Here is a 19,985-nt window from a genome sequence, read left to right on the forward strand (position 1 = left end):
ATTTTACATCAAACCGGACCGCTCAGCATAAAGCCTGCGGCCGTCGAGTTTGATTAAGGAACTGAGAGCCGTCATGTTAAAGAGAACCAAAATCGTCGCCACCTTAGGCCCTGCCACTGATAAACCGGGCGTTTTAGAAGCCCTGATCCGCGAAGGCGTTAACGTTGTGCGCCTGAATTTTTCCCACGGCAGCGCCGATGATCACCGCGGCCGCGCTGAAGCGGTACGTGATGTTGCTCGCAAATTGGGTAAAGTGGTAGCGATTTTAGGGGACCTGCAAGGCCCAAAAATCCGCATTGCAAAATTCAAAGAGGAAAAGATCCACTTAAACGTTGGTGATCGTTTTGTACTGGACAGCTCGCTGGACACCCTCGCGGGCGATCAACACCAAGTGGGCCTCGACTATAAAGATCTGCCAAACGACTGTGCACCAGGCGACATCCTGTTGCTGGACGATGGCCGCATGCAATTAAAAGTACTGGAAGTGGATGGCACACGCGTGATCACCGAAGCGATCTTGGCTGGTCCTTTGTCCAACAACAAAGGGATCAACAAGCAAGGCGGTGGTTTATCAGCCGCCGCGTTGACCGAGAAAGATAAGCGCGACATCTTGGTTGCAGCGGATATCGACATGGATTACGTGGCTGTGTCCTTCCCGCGTTCTGCAGCAGACTTGGACGAAGCGCGCGCTCTGTTAAAAGACGCCGGTAGCCGTGCCGAGATCATCGCTAAAATCGAACGGGCCGAAACCGTAGCCACCGACGAAGCGTTGGACTCGCTGATTCTGGCGTCCGATGGCGTTATGGTTGCGCGTGGTGACTTGGGTGTAGAGATTGGTGATGCGCAGCTGATCGGCGTGCAGAAAAAGATCATCATGCGTGCGCGTGAGCTGAACCGTCCGGTCATCACCGCGACTCAGATGATGGAAACCATGATCAAAAGTGCGATGCCAACCCGTGCAGAGGTGTTTGACGTAGCCAATGCGATCCTGGATGGTACCGATGCCGTAATGCTGTCGGCCGAAACCGCGGCAGGTGACTTCCCGGTCGAAGTGGTTAAAGCGATGACCAAAATCTGCCAAGGCGCAGAAGAGCATCAATCCACCACACCTTCGGTGACCAGCATCACCAAACGTGGCGATCGCATCGATGAAACGATCGCACGCTCGGCGATGTACACCGCGAACCATCTGGTGGGCATCAAAGCGATCATCTGTTTGACCGAATCCGGCTCCACGCCACGCTGGATGTCACGTATCCGCTCGGGACTGCCGATCTATGCGTTAACCCGTCACGAGCTGACCATGCGTCGTACGGCCTTGTACCGCGGTGTATCCGCCATGCACTTTGATGCGACCCAAGTCGAAGAAACCAAGCTGAACGACGAAGTCCTAGCAGGCTTAAAAGCCAAAGGGCTTTTGGAAGCGGGGGATCTGGTCATCCTGACCCGTGGCGCCAACATCGGTGAGCACGGCGGTACCAACTCCATGCAGGTACTGCAAGTCGCATAACGCAGTCAGCATCGACATTCGAAAGGCGGTTTATATACCGCCTTTTTCATTTTTGGCATCATTAGGCCATTATCAAGCTGTCTATTAAGTAAGGATTTGTGAATGACCGCTTTGGCGCACACTCTGGCTCGTGAGTTAGCGATCCGCCCGCAACAAGTTGAAGCCACGCTCAAACTGATCGACGAAGGAGCCACCATCCCGTTCATTGCCCGTTACCGTAAAGAGGTAACTGGCGCACTGGATGACACCCAACTTCGAACCCTTGCCCAACGCGCCGAATACCTCAAAGAGCTGGATAGCCGCAAACACGCGATCCTCTCCAGCATCGAGCAACAAGGCAAACTCACTGAGTCCTTAAAGCAGCAGATTCAAAACGCCGACACCAAGGTCGGGTTAGAAGACCTGTACCTACCTTACAAGTCAAAACGTCGTACCAAAGCCCAAGTCGCGCGCGAAGCCGGTCTTGAGCCTTTGGCCGATGCCCTTCTAAAAGCACAAGGCGAGCCCAATCCCCTTGCGGCTAATTACCTCAACAAAGACGCAGACATCAACAGCGCGGCCGATGCTTTGGCCGGGGCCGAGCAGATCTTGATTGAACGCTTTTCTGAATCCGCGCCTTTGTTGGAGCAACTGCGGAGCAATCTATGGCGTGAAGGCCAGATCCAAGTCTCGGTTTTACGCGGCAAGGCGCAAGAGCACAGCAAGTTTCGTGATTACTATGAGCACAACGAACCTGTGGGCAAAATGCCATCACACCGTGCGTTGGCCGTCTTTCGTGGCATCAAGGCTGGCGAGCTTAAGTGCACGATTCAGCCACTGGATGAGGGTGCGGATGCGATCCGTCAGATCCAAAAGCAGTTTGGTCTGCCTAGCGGACACTCCCCAGCCGCTCGCTTTTTGCAAGAGAGCGCTCAGCACGCATGGCAGGGTAAGATCCAAAAACAGATCGAATCCGACCTTCTTAAAAACGTCAAAGAAGCCGCTGATGCCGAAGCGATTCGGGTGTTTGGTTTAAATCTGAAAGATCTTCTATTGGCCGCTCCGGCCGGGCAAAAAGTAACGCTTGGCTTAGACCCGGGCCTTCGTACCGGCGTGAAAGCGGCGATTGTTGATACCACCGGTAAGCTGCTGCAGCACGATACGTTGTTCCCGCACGCACCGCGTAACCAATGGGATCAATCCATCCATCAACTGGCCAAGTGGGCAAAGCAGTTTAACGTGAGCCTAATCAGCATCGGTAATGGCACCGCCTCCCGCGAGACGGAGCAACTCGTTAAAGCGATGCTGAAACAGCACCCTGAGCTGAATTGCCAATCCATCGTGGTCAGCGAAGCGGGAGCGTCGGTGTATTCGGCATCAGAACTTGCGGCGCTGGAATTTCCCGATTTGGATGTAACCTTTCGCGGCGCGGTCTCCATTGCTCGTCGCTTGCAAGACCCGTTGGCCGAGTTGGTAAAAATCGAGCCCAAAGCAATCGGCGTGGGGCAGTATCAACACGATGTGGATCAAAAAGCCCTTGGCGAGACACTGAACGCCGTGGTTGAGGATTGCGTAAACCACGTCGGTGTGGATCTCAACACCGCCTCGACCGAGTTATTAACCCAAATTGCCGGTCTTAACAAAACCACCGCTCAAAACATTGTGGCGTTTCGCGATGAAAACGGCGTTTTTAACGAGCGCAAGCAGCTTTTAAAAGTACCGCGTTTAGGGGCTAAAGCGTTTGAGCAGTGCGCTGGCTTTTTGCGTATTCGCGGGGGAAAGCAGCCGCTTGATAACTCGGCCGTTCACCCAGAGGCGTATGCCTTGGTCGAGCAGATGGCCAAGAGTCTTGGGCTTAAGTCCAACCAGCTGATCGCCAACAGCGATGCCCTCGGTCGTTTAACCCCAGGTGCCTTTATTCAAGAGGGCTTTGGTGAATACACGGTCCGCGATGTGTTAACGGAACTTGAAAAACCCGGTCGCGACCCGCGCCCTGAGTTTAAAACCGCCCAATTTGAAGAGGGCGTTGAAACCCTCAAGGATCTGCAAGTCGGTATGAAGCTTGAAGGGGTCGTCACCAACGTCACGAACTTTGGCGCGTTTGTGGATATTGGGGTGCATCAAGATGGACTTGTGCACATCTCCCAATTAAGCGATCAGTTTGTCAAAGACCCGCACGCAGTGGTCAGCACCGGCGATATCGTCAAAGTGACCGTCACGGAAGTGGACGAAGCACGCAAGCGGATCGCCTTATCAATGAAGCAGGGCGCAAGCGATGCCCCACGCCCGACGAACCGTGCCGCCAAACCGGAGCGCCCTAAAAAGCCCGCGCCTCAAGGTGCCTCATTGGCCGACAGTTTGCGATCGGCGGGATTTAAGATTAAATAGCACAACGATCCGTTTCCGGTGTGCTTCCGTATTGGTCGGGACACTCCGGACAAAATGTGGCACAGTAGCGCCGCGTCCGGCCTAACGGACACCCTGTTTTTAAACGCCTTAACCGCAGGAATCAGCTTTGATCAGCGTATTGAAACAACAACTGGACCAACTGACCGCTTCTGGCGCCGCCGAGCACCTTAAACAGATGCAACACGGCATCGAGAAGGAGGGGCTACGTGTGTTGCCAAATGGCCACCTGAGCCAGCAACCACATCCCAAAGGGTTAGGGTCTGCGCTGACGAACGATCACATCACCACCGACTATTCCGAAGCTTTATTGGAATTCATTACACCGGTGTTCAGTGACCCAGCTGAGGCGATCCAGTTTTTGGCGGATCTGCACCGCTACGGTTATCAACACCTCTCCGACGAGCTGATATGGGCGGGCAGTATGCCGTGCACCATTGATTCGGCCGATGAGATCCCAATCGCCGAATACGGAGACTCCAACATTGGCCGCATGAAGCACGTATACCGTGTGGGGCTGGAGCACCGTTACGGCAAGATCATGCAGACCATTGCTGGCATCCATTATAACTTTTCGTTACCCGATGCTTTTTTGGCCGAACTGCAAAAGCAACAGGGCCGTAGTGAGTCCTTACAAACTTTTCGATCGTTCTCCTACTTTAAGTTGATCCGAAACTTCCGTCGTTTCTCGTGGATGCTGCTGTACTTATTTGGTGCCTCGCCTGCACTCAGTGACAGCTTTATGCAAAACAAAGATCATCAACTGGAGCGCCTAAGCGATCACACCTTATATCTGCCTTATGCGACCTCGCTTCGCATGAGCGACTTGGGTTACTCCAACAAGGCGCAATCCTCGCTCAACATCTGTTTTAACCATCTGCACACCTACATCCAGTCGCTCAGTGGTGCGATTCGCACGCCGTATCCAAAATACGAAGCGATGGGGGTGAAAGTGGATGGCGAGTACCGCCAGCTCAACACCAATATTTTGCAGATCGAGAACGAGTACTACAGCGACATTCGACCGAAACGCGTTACGAAATCCGGCGAAAAACCGATCCATGCTCTCCAAGAGCGCGGTGTGGAGTACATCGAAGTCCGTAACACCGACATCAACCCGATGCTGCCTGCCGGTATGGATGATGATCAAGCGCGTTTTCTCGATACGTTTTTGGTCACCTGCTTGTTGATCGAAGATAAAGAGATCAGCTTGCTGGAGTGCGATATGTTAAGCGCTAATTTGCAGCGAGTGGTCACACGCGGACGAGAGCCTAAGCTTACGCTGGAAACTCTGGATGGCGAACAACGCTTGGATGCGCTGGCTTACGAGCGTATGGATCTTTTTGCTGAAACCGCCAAGATGCTGGATCAGATTCACGGCGGTGATAATTATCAGCGCAGCGTGAACTTACAGCGCGCTAAAGTCGACAACCCAGACCTGACCCCATCGGCTCAAGTACTGGCCTCGCTTAAAGAGAGCGGGCTTGAGCACACCGATTGGTTGCTTAAGAAAAGCCAGGAACATCGCGACTATTTTATGAAAGAGGCGCTTGAGCCGGCACGCCAAGATGCGTTCGATACCGCAAAAACGGCGTCTTTGGCTAAACAGGCCGAGATTGAAGCGGCCGACACGATGGATTTTGATGCATTCCTAGCCCAATACATGGCCTCGTAAGACGAGAGAGCGAAGATCGCTGATTAAAAAAAGCCGCCTCCAAAAATACTGGATGGCGGCTTTTTTATGCAATTAAGAGCGCGGTGCTTTACTGCACAACAAAGCTTGTGAAGAACAGATCATTGACCATGGCTTCACCAACCTCTTCAACGAGGATGTTCTGCACCAATTTAAGCCCCGATTGTGCCAGCTCCGTCTGCGCTTTGACCGAGCTTACGTTTTCCTCGCTTTGGGCGCTCAGCAAAAACACCAGATCGTTTCGGATCTGAGCCATGTGTTGATTGACCGCAAACTGCGTCGCTTCAGAGCCGACCGAGATACTGATCTCACATTTTAGGAAACGCGTTTTACCCGGGCCGCCAAAATTGACGATGAAGGGCTTCAGCTCCACATAGCCTACGTAATCCTCTACCGGTGCGCCTTCCTCTTCACCTTCGGCCCAAACGGGCGTTACAAACAGCATCATTAGGCACATCAGGCCACCCAAAAGACGTTTCATTGATCCACTCCTTCATTTTTGTACGTATCAGTCTTAAACATCACTGATCTTCTCAGTATAGTTTCGGCTGCCCGGTTCTCCACTGTAGGTCTATTGCACTTAAAACAGGCTTGGCAGTAGTATGGGGGATCACTTAGTACAGGAATCCGATATGTTGGAAAAATGCAATAACGCCAAGGAACGTTGGGGTGGGGTGAGCGATCTGATCGATGGCTGGTTGGAACACCGCCAGAAACTGATCAGTCTGTTTATGACGTTACCCAACACCGAAGTGAAAGTGCTCGAAGAAAAAGTCGGCAACTTCTGCGCTTTGATGATGGATTATCTCTCTTCTGGTCACTTTGAAGTATACGAGCAGCTTCTGCGCGAAGGCAGTGAGTTCAACGATGGCGGTTTGGAAAAAGCACAAACCCTGTTCCCGTTGATTCAGCCAACGACAGACGCGGCATTGGACTTTAATGACGATTACGGCAGCTTTAGCTCCCCGACCGTTCAGGAGATCCGTGAATTTTCGTTTCAATTGTCTAAACTTGGAGAGAACCTCGAAGAGCGCTTCTCGCTGGAAGATCAACTGATTGAGATCTTACACACCGCTCACCGAGACCAAGTGATGACCGAAGAGGCCTGAGCACACCCTCAGGCTTCTTCCGAAACCGCCCAGCGGTAAAGGTTGATAGAAGCATGAGATTGCGCACGGTAGCTCTTTTTACCCTCAGTTTGTCCCTCCCTTGGCTCGCCGGTTGCGATACCGCCGAAAGCCCTGTGAAATCCCAAACCTACACAACACTCAACGCCGACAGCGCCGCGTTATCGGACGACGGTCAGTTTGCGGTGGTGGGCGCACAGGAGGAGGGCGGCAGCCTTTGGGACAATCTCAAGAACGCTCGCCTTTATGATTGGAATCACAAAGCGGGCGAGCGCTCCTTAATCCGCGCCGCCGATTTCTCACCCGATGGCAAAATGGCCGTCACCGCCACGCAGCAAGATCTGGTTCTTTGGCACACCGACACGGGTCAACCCGAGTGGTTTTGGGGTGCACCTGGCGAGGTGATGGATGTCGCGCTCTCCTCCCAAGGGCAATTCGCTGTACTGGGGCTATCCAACCATACCGCCGTATTTTTCGACATTGTGAACGGTGGTGTTAAGCGCACATTTAATACACAAGGCCGTGTTCGCACGTTGGCGCTCTCGGATGATGACAGCTTAGCCCTGACCGGCAGTGATGATTACACCGCCACCCTCTGGAGTGTGGTTACCGGCGAAGCCCTGCACAGTCATCAATTTGAGAACATCATCGACACCGTTGCACTGAGCCCTAATGGCAATCTTGCCTTTACCGCAAGCTCGCTCGACCGCGCCATCATCTGGGATACAAGCTCCGGTAAGGTCATCACCACACTTTCAAGCCAAGAGGGGCTCTTTCCAAAACGGGTCAGTTATATTTCGGCGCGCTTTTCCGCCGACGGTAACCGATTGCTAACCGGCACCGCATCAGGCCTCGTGCAGCTCTGGAATGCCCGCACCGGCACGTTAACGAAGAGCTGGCGCTTACCCAAAAAAGAGGCGTACGGCCCCACCAGCACCAGCGTATTGGATGTTGCATTCCGGCAGGGCCAATTTATGGCGATAGGTTCCAATGGCATCCTCAGCGTATTGCGCTAAACTTAAACTTAAGTAGTACCTTACCCTTCAAATCTCTATAATCGGGTGTTGCCATTTGGCGTCTTTCTGCTTAAATGGCCTAACGCAAACCACCGATATAACGATAAAAAAGGCTTAATCACGTGAAAACAAACACGACAGGTTTGACTTTATTCCCCAAAATCTCGATGGCGATCTTGCTGGTTATCCTCGTACCGCTTGCAGGTTTGCTTTATCAAACGCTCTTTCAATTCCAAAGCGAGCTGGAGAAGAAAGTCTCTCAAGATTTAAAAACCACCAGTGATGTACTGGCGGCCAAAGTAAATGGTTGGACCGACATGAGTGTGCGCTTGCTAAAGCAAAATGCGCTTACTCCTGAGGTACAATCTCTGGAAGAAACCCAGCAACGTCCAGTGCTGAACAGCATTTTGGAAACCTACGAGTGGACTTATCTAGTGTATGCGATCGGTTCGGATGGATATAAAACCGCACGCAGTGACAATAACCCCATTCTGGATGCCAGCGGCGCAAAGCAACACTTTCGTGGCGACCGTGTTTACTTCCAGCAGATCAAAGCGGGCAACGAGATTGGCCAGCAAGTTTTGCTGAGCCGCACACTGGGTAAGCCTGCGTTTATTCTGTGTCATGCCATTGCCCCTAAATCCGAGCCTGGCGCTCTATGCATGGGGATGACACTGGCCGATATGTCCGATGCGGTCGCCAATATCCGTTTTGGTCGCACCGGCTACGCGATTCTGTTGGATGATGCTAACAAGGTTATCGCACACGGCCAACCGGCTATGTTGTCCGAGCAACTTCAGGACTTCTCAAGCCACCCTATGGTGACCAACGGTTCACTGGATAAAGCAGTGACCTTTGATGAAAACGGTGTGAAGAAAGTCGGTTACATGGTAACTCTGGACCAAGGCTGGCGCATTATCATCGTCCAAGATTACGACGATGCGTATGCAGCGATCCAAAAAGCCGAGCTTGAGGCGTACATCCTGATTGCCGTAACCCTGATTATCAGCATCTTGGCGGCCTTCTTAATTGCCCGTGCGATCACTCAGCCGATTGCGCATCTAACAACGGTTGCTGAAGACATCTCCAAAGGTCAGTTCCACGATAAACTGGATGAGTCCTCTCGTGGTGATGAGATCGGTACTCTGGCTCGCTCCATCGAGCGGATGGGTGTTAGCTTGAAGATCATGCTAAAACGCCTAGCGAAGAAGAACACCGACAGTTAATCGACCGATTAACGACTACTAAAACCCGCCTTGTGCGGGTTTTTTAGTGCCTTTTAGACCCTACAGGGGAAACGACAGGCACAAAAAAACCACCCTAAGGTGGCTTTTTCAATCAATGCCAACGTGGCTTATTGATCTTTAGGATTCACTTCCAGCAACTCAACTTCAAAGACCAGCGTTGAGTTAGGGCCGATGGCGTTACCCATACCGCCTGGGCCATACGCCAAGTCAGATGGGATAACCAGCTTCGCTTTACCACCTTCTTTCATCAGCTGAAGACCTTCGGTCCAGCCAGGGATAACACCGTTCAGCGGGAAGGATACCGGCTCATTACGTGAGTAAGAGCTGTCAAATTCGGTTCCATCAATCAAAGTGCCACGGTAGTGGACTTTAACGGTGTCTTCGGCCGTCGGCTGAGCACCTGTACCTGCAACCACTTCTTCGTACTGAAGACCGCTTTCGGTGGTGGTTACGTTATCTTTTTTCGCATTTTCAGCCATGAACTCTTCGCCGGCTTTTTTGTTTGCCTCGGCCAGTTCTTCCATCGCTTTGCGTTGTTCGTCCATTTTCTTGGTCTGGTACGCCTGCATGGTCTTGCCGATCTCTTCTTGAGTCAGCGCAGGTTCTTCACCGTCGTACACGGACTTAAGACCGGCTTGGAACGCATCCAAATCCATCTCTTGCATGTCTTGGTGCAGTTTTTGGCCCAAGATCACACCCAGACTGTAGCTCACTTTCTGTTCTTCGGTATCCAGATCAGCGGCATGGGCGAACGGCATTACCGCGAACGAGGTTGCGACCGCCATGGCCAGCAGAGTTTTCTTCATCACCAATTTTCCTTGAATGAGTACTTCGTTACAGCTTAGTGCGTGATTAAACCGGAAAGTTCAACCCTTGCCAACCTCGCTGTGATCCGCAAGCGCAGAACCGAACAGCGATATTAGCTTCACATCGAGTGCTTGATTGGGAATCACTTTTTGTAAATTGGACAAAAGCGCTTCCTGCAAAGAGCGCGTCTCCTCCGGCCAATCTTTGGATTGCTGATGCAGATAGGCGATCTCAACGCGCTCGGATTCGAGCTCCGCCTTGCGGATCGCGTTGTACACCTCGTCAGCCACCCCTTTCAGGTCGCTGCGCACCCGGTGACGTAATGCACGAATCGGTTGGGTAATTTGATCGTGCCATACGGCACTGTCTGATTGATCAAGCTGATCGCTCAGGAAGGCTTTCTTCTCAGAAGTCAGCCACAGGGAGAGTAAAATCTTATTGATAGAGCATCCATACTCGCTCTGCAATGAAAGGCAGGCGTTTTCCACTTCTGGCTTTGCATAAACGGCCAGCGCAAAGTTCCAAAGAGGATTCTGTAACTGCATAGCTGTGATACACTTTCGCGCCTATGATTCAGATATCTCAACTCAGCTTACACCGTGGCGCTCAGGTCTTGCTGGAAGACGCCGACTTAACCCTGTATCCCGGTTGGAAAATCGGCATAATCGGGGCAAATGGCGTTGGTAAATCCAGTCTTTTTAAACTCCTTCTTGGCCAGCTGGAGGCCGATGCCGGACATTTAGAGATCCAGCCCAACCTGACCATAGCACATATGGCTCAGGAAGTGACGGCGACCGACCGTACCATTATAGATTATGTTTTGGATGGCGACCGCGCTTTGCGCGAAATTCAGGCAAAAATTGCCGATGCCGAAACCAACGACCGCCCAGAACTCTTGGGCGAGCTGCATGCTGAGTTAGATGACATCCAAGGTTACAGCACCAAAGCCCGTGCCGAACAACTCTTGGTAGGGCTTGGCTTTGCCAATGGCGACTTTGAGCGCAGCGTCAAAAGCTTATCCGGCGGGTGGCGTATTCGCCTTAACCTTGCGCAAGCTTTGATGTGCCGATCCGACATCTTGCTGCTCGATGAGCCAACCAACCACTTGGATTTGGACGCGACCCTCTGGTTAGAGGAATGGCTGCGCCAATACCCTGGCATGTTACTGCTGATCTCCCACGACCGTGATTTTCTAGATCAGGTCGTCTCGCATGTGACGCACATGTATCAGCAAAAGCTCACGCTCTACAAAGGCAACTACAGCGCCTTTGAGCGTGCCCGTGCCGAACGCCTTGCCCAGCAGCAAGTACAGTACGAGAAGCAACAGCAGCGCATCGCTGAGATCGAGCAGTTTGTTCGACGCTTTAAAGCCAAGGCATCCAAGGCCAAACAAGCGCAAAGCCGTGTCAAAGAGCTTGAGCGCATGGAGATGATCAGCGCAGCTCACATCGAGAGCCCGTTTACCTTCACCTTTGCCACCAGCGATAAAGTATCAAACCCATTATTGATGCTGCGCAACGCCGACTGTGGCTATGCGGATAAAACCATTCTTGCTGGCGTAAACCTAACGCTGACACCGGGTTCACGTATCGGCTTACTGGGCCCGAATGGCGCCGGTAAATCCACGCTGATCAAAACACTGGTGAATGATCTTGCGCCACAAAACGGAGAGCGCTTTGGTGGCGAACACCTTCGCATTGGTTACTTTGCGCAGCATCAGCTCGAAGCCCTCGATATGGACGCTTCACCAGCGCTGCACATTCAGCGCATCGCGCCCAAAGCGACCGATCAAGAGATCCGCAATTACTTAGGCAGCTTTGGTTTTATGGGTGATGATGCGCTTGATCCTGTCGGACGTTTTTCTGGCGGTGAAAAAGCCCGTGTTGCGCTGGCCTTGATCGCTTGGCAAAAACCCAACCTGTTGCTGCTCGATGAGCCAACCAACCACTTGGACTTGGAAGTGCGCCATGCACTGACCATGGCGATGCAGGCGTTTGAAGGGGCCGTTATTTTGGTCTCGCACGATCGCCACTTGGTGCGAAATACGGTCGATGAGTTTCTTCTGGTCAATGATGGCAAAGTAACCCCGTTTGATGGCGACCTTGAGGATTATCATCGCTGGCTGGGCGAGCAACGCCGTGCCAGCGTCTCTCAAGACTCGGATCAGACCCGCGAACAGAGCAGCGACGCCCCAAAACAGACCTCAGCGAGTGATCGTAAAGCGCAGAAACAGCGTGAGGCCGAGATCCGCAAACAGCTAAGTCCATTAAAGAAACAGATCACTAAGCTCGATACGCAGATGGAGCGTTTGCAAAGCGAACTGTCTGAGATTGAAACCGCCCTTGGCGACAGCAGCCTTTACGAGGCCAGCAACAAAGACACACTGAAAGCCCGTTTGGCCGAGCAAGCTGAAAAGAAAAGTCAGCTTGAGGAGGTCGAAATGGAGTGGATGGAGCTTTCAGAGTCGCTTGAAAGCTTAGAAGCCTCGCTGACCGCCGAATAACAACTCACTTTCGACTGGATACAAAAACGCCGCATCACTCGTGCGGCGTTTTTTTGTGCACTGTCGAACTCGCTTATTGGCTTGAGAGCGTTTGCGTAAGCTCTTGCAGCTCTTCGTTGTTCTCTTGTAAGCGCTGGACTTCTTCAGCCAGAATCGTAGGTGTTAGCTGACAAGCATCCATCACCTCTTGATTGATGGCTTCGATGGGGCCATCCGCCCAGCCGTTTTCGCGCAATGTGCGATTGGCTAAGAACAACAGCTTCGCGAACAGATCAGCATCTTCGTTCAGCGGGTCATTCTGGTAACGCACCGCTTTGCTGACCTCCTCTGGCAACGACCAGCACTCCATCAACCAAGCACCCACTTGCTCGCGGGTCACGTGCAGAATGTGTTTCTCAATCGTATCCAGAGGCAGATGCGGGTTTGCTTCGATGTAACGTGATAACAAAGAGAAATGCGGCGGGAACAGATGCCCCAACACAATGTAACCAAAGTTATGCAAAAGACCCGCAAGGTAGACCAAACCGGGCTTTGGACGGATCTCATTCGGCATCCGCTTCGCCAAACGCTCAGCCAAGGTTGCCGTATAGACCGCTTGTTTCCAGTAAGGCGTTTGGTTACGCGGGGTGTCTTTTGGCACATCCAGCGTTTTACCCATCGCGATACCCAGCGCCAAGTTCACCACCAGATCAAAGCCCAATACTCGGATGATCGCATCTTCAATGGATTGGATACTGCCTGGGGCGGCATAATAGGGGGATACCGACCAGCTCATGACCTGCGCCGATAAAGAGGGGTCAATTTTCACCACAGGCACCAGCTGATCCACACCCGCAGCTGGGTCACTGCGAAGCTCGATGATCTTTTGCGTGGTCGGAGCCAAGCTTGGCAGACCTAAGGTATCTTCAAGGCGCTGACGGATGCGAAGGGCGGTAAAACGCTCGACCGCATGTGTAATCACAGCCTCATCGTTGCCCTTAGGTTGTACCCGCTCGATCTCATCCAGCGTGACACCAATGTTTAAGACTTTGGCGTGCTTAAGCCAGGATTTATCCGCTTTAAAGCTCAACTGACTAAAGGGTTCAACCACATTAAGCTGATCAAAATCCGTAAGGGATTTATCAATGATGATGGGTAAGCCTAATAACTTTTGCTGACCTTCCGGGCTTAGCAGCTGCTTTTGCCCAAAGAAACGAATTGCATCGTCGCTGCGTGTCGGTTGCAGGTTGCGCTCGGCTTCACGCCAAAGGCTGACCAAATTCAGCAGTTTATTGGCAGGTAACAAGGCCAACATCTTGCCATCGCTGTCGTGCAATAGCACCAATCGGCATTGTTGATTGCCGCTTTCGACAAATGACTTTACTCCGATAGCCAACACCTTTCCTCCGGCTGATCCTGTCAGTACAGGTAAGCATTTAATTTCAGTATAGAACAGAAAGAAAAAGTTACCTGTTTCAAACAAGAGTTTTTTTGTCGTTTTGTAACGTCAAAAACCTATGGAGTCTGCCACTTAGATTCGAGCGACTTTATTGACCGTGCGGAAAGCGCGCAATTTACGGATGGTGGTTGCTAAATGCACACGATCCGTCACCGCGATTTCGACATCCACCCGCGCCAATTGACCCTCTTTCTCCGACATATCGATCTTGAGGATATTAGCACCGGTGTCCGAAATCGCACTGGCCAGATTCGCGATGACGCCCCGCTCTGAGGTGACATCCAATTTCAGCAACACAGTGAACTCTTCGTCCATCCCCTCTGACCATTCCAAGAAGATGCACTTCTCAGGGTCGTCTTTGAGGTAGCGAATGTTCCGGCATTCCGTTCGGTGAATGACCAACCCACGACCGCTGCTGATGTGACCTATGATGCGATCCCCAGGGATCGGTCGACAGCAACGCGCGTACTGGATCACCAAACCTTCCGTGCCTTGCACCGCGATCGGTTTTTGACCTTTGTTGACGGTATCGGCCAGTTCTTCATCAGGTTTAAGCTTTCTTGCCACCACATACGCCATGCGGTTGCCCATCCCGATGTCTTCCAAGAGATCTTCTGGGGCTTCAAAGTCCCCTTCGCGAAGCACCTCGGCCATCAGATGGGCTTGGACTTGCTCAACATTGATGCCGTAATTGGCCAAAAATTGATTTAACAAACGGCGACCCAACTCAACGGATTCGTGGCGCTGTTGGTTTTTCAGGAAGTGGCGGATGCTCGATCGCGCCTTACCGGTCACCACAAAGTTCAGCCACGCCATGTTCGGCTGTGCGCTTGGGGTGGTGATGATCTCAACCGTTTGTCCACTTTCGAGAGGTTCCGACAGCGGGGCCAAACGGCGATTGATACGGCACGACACACAAGAATTGCCCACATCGGTATGCACCGCGTAGGCAAAATCGACCGGTGTCGCACCGCGAGGAAGCTCTAAAATACGCCCCTTCGGGGTAAAGACATAGACCTCGTCCGGGAAGAGGTCTTTTTTCACGTGCTCGATGAACTCCATGGAGTCACCGGCGTTCTTTTGCATCTCCAACAAGCCTTGAACCCATTTACGGGCACGGTTGTAAGAGCCAATCGCACTGGCCGAATCGCCATACACTTTGTAATGGCTGTGCTCGGCAATCCCTTGGCTGGCCACCGCGTCCATCTCTTTGGTGCGAATCTGCACCTCGATGGTGATGTCTCTAGCACCGAACAGCTCGGTGTGCAGGGATTGGTAGCCATTGGCTTTGGGGATGGCGATGTAATCTTTAAAGCGGCCATGCACCGGTTTATACAGGTTATGCACAGCCCCTAAAATGCGGTAACAGTCATCCACCGATTCGGTAACGATACGAAACGCAAACACATCCATGATTTCAGAGAAGGATTTTTTCTGCGCCTTCATCTTGGTGTAGATGCTGTACAGATGCTTCTCTCGACCGGTTACGATGCCGGATAGGCGCTCTTGCCCTAGACGCTGACGAATCGACTCTTCAATCGAGGAGATCACATCTTTACGCTGACCACGCGCCTTAACCACCGCACGACGAATGTACTTGGAGCGCATCGGGAAGTACGCCTGAAACGCTAAGTCTTCAAGCTCTACTTGCAAATCACGCATCCCCAAGCGGGCCGCGACCGGTGCGTAGATATCCATGGTTTCTTTGGCGATGCGGCGTTGCTTCACCGGCGGCATGGCACCGAGGGTGCGCATGTTGTGAAGACGGTCGGCCAGTTTAACCAACATGACTCGAATGTCTTCGGCCATCGCCAGTACCATTTTTTGGAAGTTTTCCGCCTGCGCTTCGGCTTTGGTTTCAAACTCCAAATGGGTCAGCTTAGACACACCATCAACAATATCTGCCACCGGCGTACCGAACTGCTGCTCGATGCCGTCGTAGTCGATCTCGGTGTCTTCGATCACATCATGCAACATGGCCGCCATCAGGCTTTGATGATCCATGTGCATCCCGGCCAGAATGCCGGAGACCGCTAAAGGGTGGGTAACGTAGGGCTCGCCACTTTTACGACGTTGGCCGTCGTGGGCTTGCTCGGCGTAAAAATAAGCACGACGCACATCCAGAATCTGCTCTCGATCCAAATAATCGTTTAAGCGGTCAGAAAGTGCGTCGATGGTCGGCATACATACCCCAAACTACTAGCAAAAACAGTCAAGCCATGATCAGGCAGGAAATTCCTGCCTGAAGGATAATGTAACGGTTTCTTTTACCGGAGGGAATAATAATGCCGCAAGGGGCGGATCTTAACGATCGGTCTCGTCCAGAATGGACTTGTTCACTAGGTTCTCAGCGATTTCACGCAGAGCAACCACGGTATCTTTGTCGTTTTCACGATCTACTTGTGGGTCTTTGCCGCCAGTCGCCAGTTGACGAGCGCGCTTCGCAGCCACCATAACCAGCTCAAAGCGGTTATCCACATTTTCAAGGCAATCTTCCACTGTGACGCGTGCCATGTACAAACCTCAAATAAACGTTAGAAAAAGGAACACGATAGTTTACTGTTCGAAAATTAAACTGACAAGAGATCATTCAACAGTTCGTTGTATCGACGCTGCTGTTGCGCACGCTTAAGGCGCTCAGCGGTAAACACCGATTGCAGATCATTCAGGGCCTGATCAAATTGATCATTGATGATCACATACTCATATTCAGCGTAGTGCTGCATCTCGGATACCGCTTGGGACATACGATGTGCGATAACGTCGGCATCGTCCTGACCACGACCGGTCAAACGTCGCTCAAGCTCCGCGCGCGATGGCGGCAAAATGAACACCGAGATCGCCTCTGGCATTTTAGCGCGCACCAACTGCGCCCCTTGCCAGTCGATCTCAAGGATCACATCAATACCGGTATCCAACTGGCTTTCAACCCAATCGCGAGAGGTGCCGTATTTATTGGTAAAGACCTCGGCGTATTCCAAGAAGGTGTCCGAGCCGATCAAGGCATCGAAATCAGCCAAGCTTACGAAGTTGTAGTCCACACCGTTTTGCTCGCCCGGGCGCATAGATCGGGTCGTGTGAGACACCGAGACACGCACATGCTTATCCTGCTCAAGCAGGGCTTTGACCAGACTGGTTTTACCTGCACCGGATGGCGCAGAGACGATGTATAGATTACCGCGAACGTTCATGCTCAGTTTAACCTCTCAGGCGATTGATCCGCCTTGTTGCAATGAGCGCGGTAGTATAGCGCATTCTGTGGATAAACGGGCGGTTTTGCACCGCCCGCCGCCTACCAGAGCAAAGCAAAGCAAAGCAAAGGGTAGGGGATTAATCCAGACGCTGTTCGGTTTCTGGGTCGAACAACACCGCTTTACTCAGATCAAACATCAAGGACGACACTTCTCCCATTTTGACCGGGTAGCGCGGGTTCACACGGCAGTTGACCTCCACGCCGCCAATCTCGGTGACCACCATGGTGTCGGCACCGGTTGGCTCGGTGACTTCGACCTTCACATCCACACAACAGACCGTGGCTAAGTGCTCTTTGTGAGGCACAGGGTCGGTGATCATCTCTGGACGAAGCCCTAACGTGATGGTTTTACCCAAGAGTACGTCCACCTGTTTCTCAGCGGGCAGCGGCAGGACTACCGGTTGGCCATGGCCGTTTAGAATCTCCACCCCAAAGCCCGTTTCGGTTTTGGCGATTTTGGCTGGGATAAAGTTCATCGCAGGCGAGCCCATAAACCCGGCCACAAACTGATTGGCGGGGTTGTCATAGATCTCTTGCGGGGTATCCAGTTGCAGTAACTCGCCATCTTTCATCACCGCGATGCGATCGGCCAAGGTCATCGCCTCGATCTGGTCGTGCGTTACGTACACGATGGTCGTGCCTAAGCGCTGGTGCAGCTTTTTGATCTCAGTGCGCATCTCGACACGTAGCTTGGCATCCAAGTTAGAGAGTGGCTCATCAAACAGATACAAGCGTGGACGACGCGCCAACGCGCGGCCCATCGCTACCCGTTGACGCTGACCACCCGAGAGTTGCGAGGGTTTGCGATCCAGTAAGTGCTCAATCTGCAGCAGTTTCGCAACACGCTGGATCTCCTCCTCGCGCTCCGCTTTTGGCATTTTGCGGATCTCAAGGCCAAACGAGATGTTCTGACGAACCGTCATGTTTGGGTACAGCGCATAGGATTGAAACACCATCGCGATGTCCCGGTCTTTAGGCGATGCGTAGGTGACATCGTCCTCATCCAACAAGATGCGACCGCTGGTGACCTCTTCAAGGCCTGCGATGCTGTTCATCAAGGTGGATTTACCGCACCCCGATGGCCCCACGAGAATCAGAAACTCACCTGCGTTGATCGCAATGTCGATGCCCTTAAGCACCTGTGCCTGACCGTAGCGTTTTTCCACATGATCAATGGTTAGAGCAGCCATGTTTTACCTCAACTTCTTATTCTTAGCCTTTGACGGCACCGGCGGTCAGACCGCGTACAAAATATTTACCAGCAAACACATACACCAACAGCGTTGGCAGCGCGGCGATTAAAGCCGCAGCCATATCCACGTTGTACTGTTTGCCACCAAAACTGGTGTTTACCAAGTTGTTCAGCGCCACAGTGACCGGCTGTGTATCGATGCCCGAGAACACCACACCAAACAGGAAGTCGTTCCAAATCTGGGTAAACTGCCAAATGACGGTTACGACGATGATCGGCGTTGAGAGCGGCAAAATAATGCGCCAGAAAATCCGAAAGAACCCCGCACCGTCCAAGCGTGCCGCACTGATCAACTCACTCGGCAAGGCGATGTAAAAGTTACGGAAGAACAAAGTTGTGAAGGCGATGCCGTACACCACGTGCACCATCACAAGCCCTGTTGTGGTGTTGGCCAAGCCAAAGATGCTGAGCGTGCGCGCCATCGGCAGCAGTACAACCTGAAACGGAATAAAGCAGCCGATCAATAACAGTCCGAACAGCAGATTACTGCCACGGAATTTCCACATCGACAGCACATACCCGTTCAGCGCACCGATGAGGGTTGAGATCGCAACCGCTGGGATCACAATCTGGAATGAGTTCCAGAGGTAGGGCGCGATCCCTTCACAAGTACCGCCCGTACAAGCACTACCCCAGGCTTTTACCCAAGCATCAAAGTTGAGAGACCCCGGTAACGAGAGAAGGGTACCTGTGCGGATCTCTTCAATGTCTTTCAAAGAGGTCAGCAGCATCACCCAAAGCGGCATCAGGTAGATGAACGCCATAAAGATCAACAGAGCATACAAACCCACACGCAACGCGGTTTGCAACGGGGTGCGTTGAGAGGCATTAACCATGTTTTTTACCTCGCAATTCGGAATACAGATACGGCACCAAAATCGCTAATACACCGCCGAGCATCACCATGGCGCTCGCCGCCCCCAAGCCCATCTGTGCACGGGTAAAGGCGTGGGCGTACATAAAGTTGGCCGGAAGATCAGAGCTGTAACCCGGGCCACCGCCGGTTAACGCGGCCACCAAGTCGAAGCTCTTGATGGCAATGTGCGCCAAAATCACGAACGCACTGAAGAACACCGGCTTCATGCTCGGCAAAATAATGCGTCGATAGATGGTCGACATGCGCGCGCCATCCAGCTGTGCGGCTTTGACCATGTCCTGATCCACACCACGCAGGCCCGCCAAGAACATCGCCATCACAAAGCCAGAGGACTGCCACACCGCCGCGATCACCAAGCAGTACACCACACGGTCCGGGTTGACCAACCAATCGAAGCTGGCTGACTCAAAGCCCCAACTGTGCAGCAGGTTCTCAAGCCCTAATGATGGGTTTAATAACCATTTCCAGGCGGTACCGGTCACGATAAAGGAGATCGCCATCGGGTACAGATAGATGGTACGAAGGACACCTTCTTGACGGATTTTCTGATCCAGAAAGATCGCCATCACGATGCCAAGCGCTAAACAGATAAAGATAAACAGACCACCAAACACCACTAAATTATCCAGCGATACCAGCCATCGGTCGTTCGCAAACAGCTTCTCGTACTGTGTTGTGCCAACGAATTTCCACACCGGCAACATACGTGATCCGGTCAGTGACAAGAGCGCTGTCCAGATGATGTAGCCGTACATACAGACCATGACCACCAAGAAGGTTGGTGTCATAACCAATTTAGGTAACCAGTCGGCCAGCCGGTCCTGAAAACGGACCGAACGCGACCGCTGCGAGCTGCTAGAAGGCACCACAGGCGTTT

Annotated in this window: 17 protein-coding genes; 7 read left to right on the forward strand and 10 right to left on the reverse strand. The window is 52.4% G+C overall.

The window, feature by feature from the left end; translation table 11 throughout:
• The first annotated feature begins 73 nt into the window (after nt 1-73).
• The 3 genes from pyk (at nt 74) to gshA (ending at nt 5,570) form a co-directional block, all read left to right on the forward strand.
• Nucleotides 74-1,510, forward strand: a complete 1,437-nt coding sequence (gene pyk, locus ACXAF9_RS15685; protein WP_475075642.1) for a pyruvate kinase — start codon at nt 74-76, stop codon at nt 1,508-1,510.
• Nucleotides 1,511-1,612: 102 nt separating this feature from the next.
• A complete protein-coding gene (locus tag ACXAF9_RS15690) occupies nt 1,613-3,877 on the forward strand; it encodes a Tex family protein (protein WP_475075645.1) in 2,265 nt (754 codons plus the stop codon).
• Nucleotides 3,878-4,004: 127 nt separating this feature from the next.
• Nucleotides 4,005-5,570 (forward strand): glutamate--cysteine ligase, encoded by a 1,566-nt coding sequence (gene gshA, locus ACXAF9_RS15695; protein ID WP_475075647.1) that lies wholly within the window; start codon nt 4,005-4,007, stop codon nt 5,568-5,570.
• 88 nt (nt 5,571-5,658) lie between these two features.
• Here the strand turns inward: gshA and ACXAF9_RS15700 are convergent, their stop codons facing one another.
• Nucleotides 5,659-6,069, reverse strand: coding sequence for a flagellar basal body-associated FliL family protein (locus ACXAF9_RS15700; protein ID WP_475075649.1), 411 nt, complete (start codon nt 6,067-6,069; stop codon nt 5,659-5,661).
• A 151-nt stretch (nt 6,070-6,220) separates the two neighbouring features.
• Here ACXAF9_RS15700 and rsd point away from each other — a divergent pair, with 151 nt between their 5' ends.
• The 3 genes from rsd (at nt 6,221) to ACXAF9_RS15715 (ending at nt 8,957) form a co-directional block, all read left to right on the forward strand.
• On the forward strand, nt 6,221-6,697 hold the full coding sequence (rsd, locus tag ACXAF9_RS15705) for a sigma D regulator (RefSeq protein ID WP_475075651.1): 477 nt from the start codon (nt 6,221-6,223) through the stop codon (nt 6,695-6,697).
• Nucleotides 6,698-6,750: 53 nt separating this feature from the next.
• The gene (locus tag ACXAF9_RS15710; RefSeq protein WP_475075653.1) at nt 6,751-7,731 is read left to right on the forward strand and encodes a WD40 repeat domain-containing protein; all 981 of its coding nucleotides are present in this window, start codon (nt 6,751-6,753) and stop codon (nt 7,729-7,731) included.
• A gap of 122 nt (nt 7,732-7,853) precedes the next feature.
• Nucleotides 7,854-8,957: a HAMP domain-containing protein gene (locus ACXAF9_RS15715; protein WP_475075657.1), complete on the forward strand. Its 1,104-nt coding sequence runs from the start codon at nt 7,854-7,856 to the stop codon at nt 8,955-8,957.
• A 128-nt stretch (nt 8,958-9,085) separates the two neighbouring features.
• Here ACXAF9_RS15715 and ACXAF9_RS15720 read toward each other — a convergent pair whose 3' ends face one another.
• Together ACXAF9_RS15720 and ACXAF9_RS15725 are read right to left on the reverse strand one after the other, a co-directional pair.
• A complete protein-coding gene (locus tag ACXAF9_RS15720) occupies nt 9,086-9,784 on the reverse strand; it encodes an FKBP-type peptidyl-prolyl cis-trans isomerase (RefSeq protein WP_475075660.1) in 699 nt (232 codons plus the stop codon).
• 60 nt (nt 9,785-9,844) lie between these two features.
• The gene (locus ACXAF9_RS15725) at nt 9,845-10,330 is read right to left on the reverse strand and encodes a TIGR02444 family protein (RefSeq protein WP_475075662.1); all 486 of its coding nucleotides are present in this window, start codon (nt 10,328-10,330) and stop codon (nt 9,845-9,847) included.
• Between the two features lie 23 nt (nt 10,331-10,353).
• On the opposite strand from ACXAF9_RS15725, the gene ACXAF9_RS15730 reads away from it, so the two are divergent.
• The gene (locus ACXAF9_RS15730) at nt 10,354-12,288 is read left to right on the forward strand and encodes an ATP-binding cassette domain-containing protein (protein ID WP_475075664.1); all 1,935 of its coding nucleotides are present in this window, start codon (nt 10,354-10,356) and stop codon (nt 12,286-12,288) included.
• A gap of 73 nt (nt 12,289-12,361) precedes the next feature.
• Here ACXAF9_RS15730 and ACXAF9_RS15735 read toward each other — a convergent pair whose 3' ends face one another.
• The 7 genes from ACXAF9_RS15735 to ACXAF9_RS15765 all read right to left on the reverse strand — a co-directional run bounded on the left by ACXAF9_RS15735 (nt 12,362) and on the right by ACXAF9_RS15765 (nt 19,896).
• Nucleotides 12,362-13,666 (reverse strand): aminoacyl-tRNA deacylase and HDOD domain-containing protein, encoded by a 1,305-nt coding sequence (locus ACXAF9_RS15735; protein WP_475075666.1) that lies wholly within the window; start codon nt 13,664-13,666, stop codon nt 12,362-12,364.
• 132 nt (nt 13,667-13,798) lie between these two features.
• A complete protein-coding gene (locus ACXAF9_RS15740; RefSeq protein ID WP_475075668.1) occupies nt 13,799-15,910 on the reverse strand; it encodes a RelA/SpoT family protein in 2,112 nt (703 codons plus the stop codon).
• Between the two features lie 120 nt (nt 15,911-16,030).
• Complete coding sequence (gene rpoZ, locus ACXAF9_RS15745; protein ID WP_475075670.1) at nt 16,031-16,240, reverse strand: DNA-directed RNA polymerase subunit omega; 210 nt, start codon at nt 16,238-16,240, stop codon at nt 16,031-16,033.
• 56 nt (nt 16,241-16,296) lie between these two features.
• Complete coding sequence (gene gmk, locus ACXAF9_RS15750) at nt 16,297-16,917, reverse strand: guanylate kinase (RefSeq protein WP_475075672.1); 621 nt, start codon at nt 16,915-16,917, stop codon at nt 16,297-16,299.
• Nucleotides 16,918-17,056: 139 nt separating this feature from the next.
• Entirely contained in the window at nt 17,057-18,169 is a 1,113-nt protein-coding gene (locus tag ACXAF9_RS15755; protein ID WP_475075674.1) for an ABC transporter ATP-binding protein, read from the reverse strand.
• A 22-nt stretch (nt 18,170-18,191) separates the two neighbouring features.
• Nucleotides 18,192-19,067 (reverse strand): carbohydrate ABC transporter permease, encoded by an 876-nt coding sequence (locus ACXAF9_RS15760; protein WP_475075676.1) that lies wholly within the window; start codon nt 19,065-19,067, stop codon nt 18,192-18,194.
• Nucleotides 19,060-19,896, reverse strand: a complete 837-nt coding sequence (locus ACXAF9_RS15765; protein WP_475075710.1) for a carbohydrate ABC transporter permease — start codon at nt 19,894-19,896, stop codon at nt 19,060-19,062. The genes ACXAF9_RS15760 and ACXAF9_RS15765 overlap by 8 nt, the downstream gene beginning before the upstream one ends.
• Nucleotides 19,897-19,985: the final 89 nt, after the last annotated feature.

The organism is Neptunomonas sp. ABH4_499 (genome assembly GCF_056160565.1).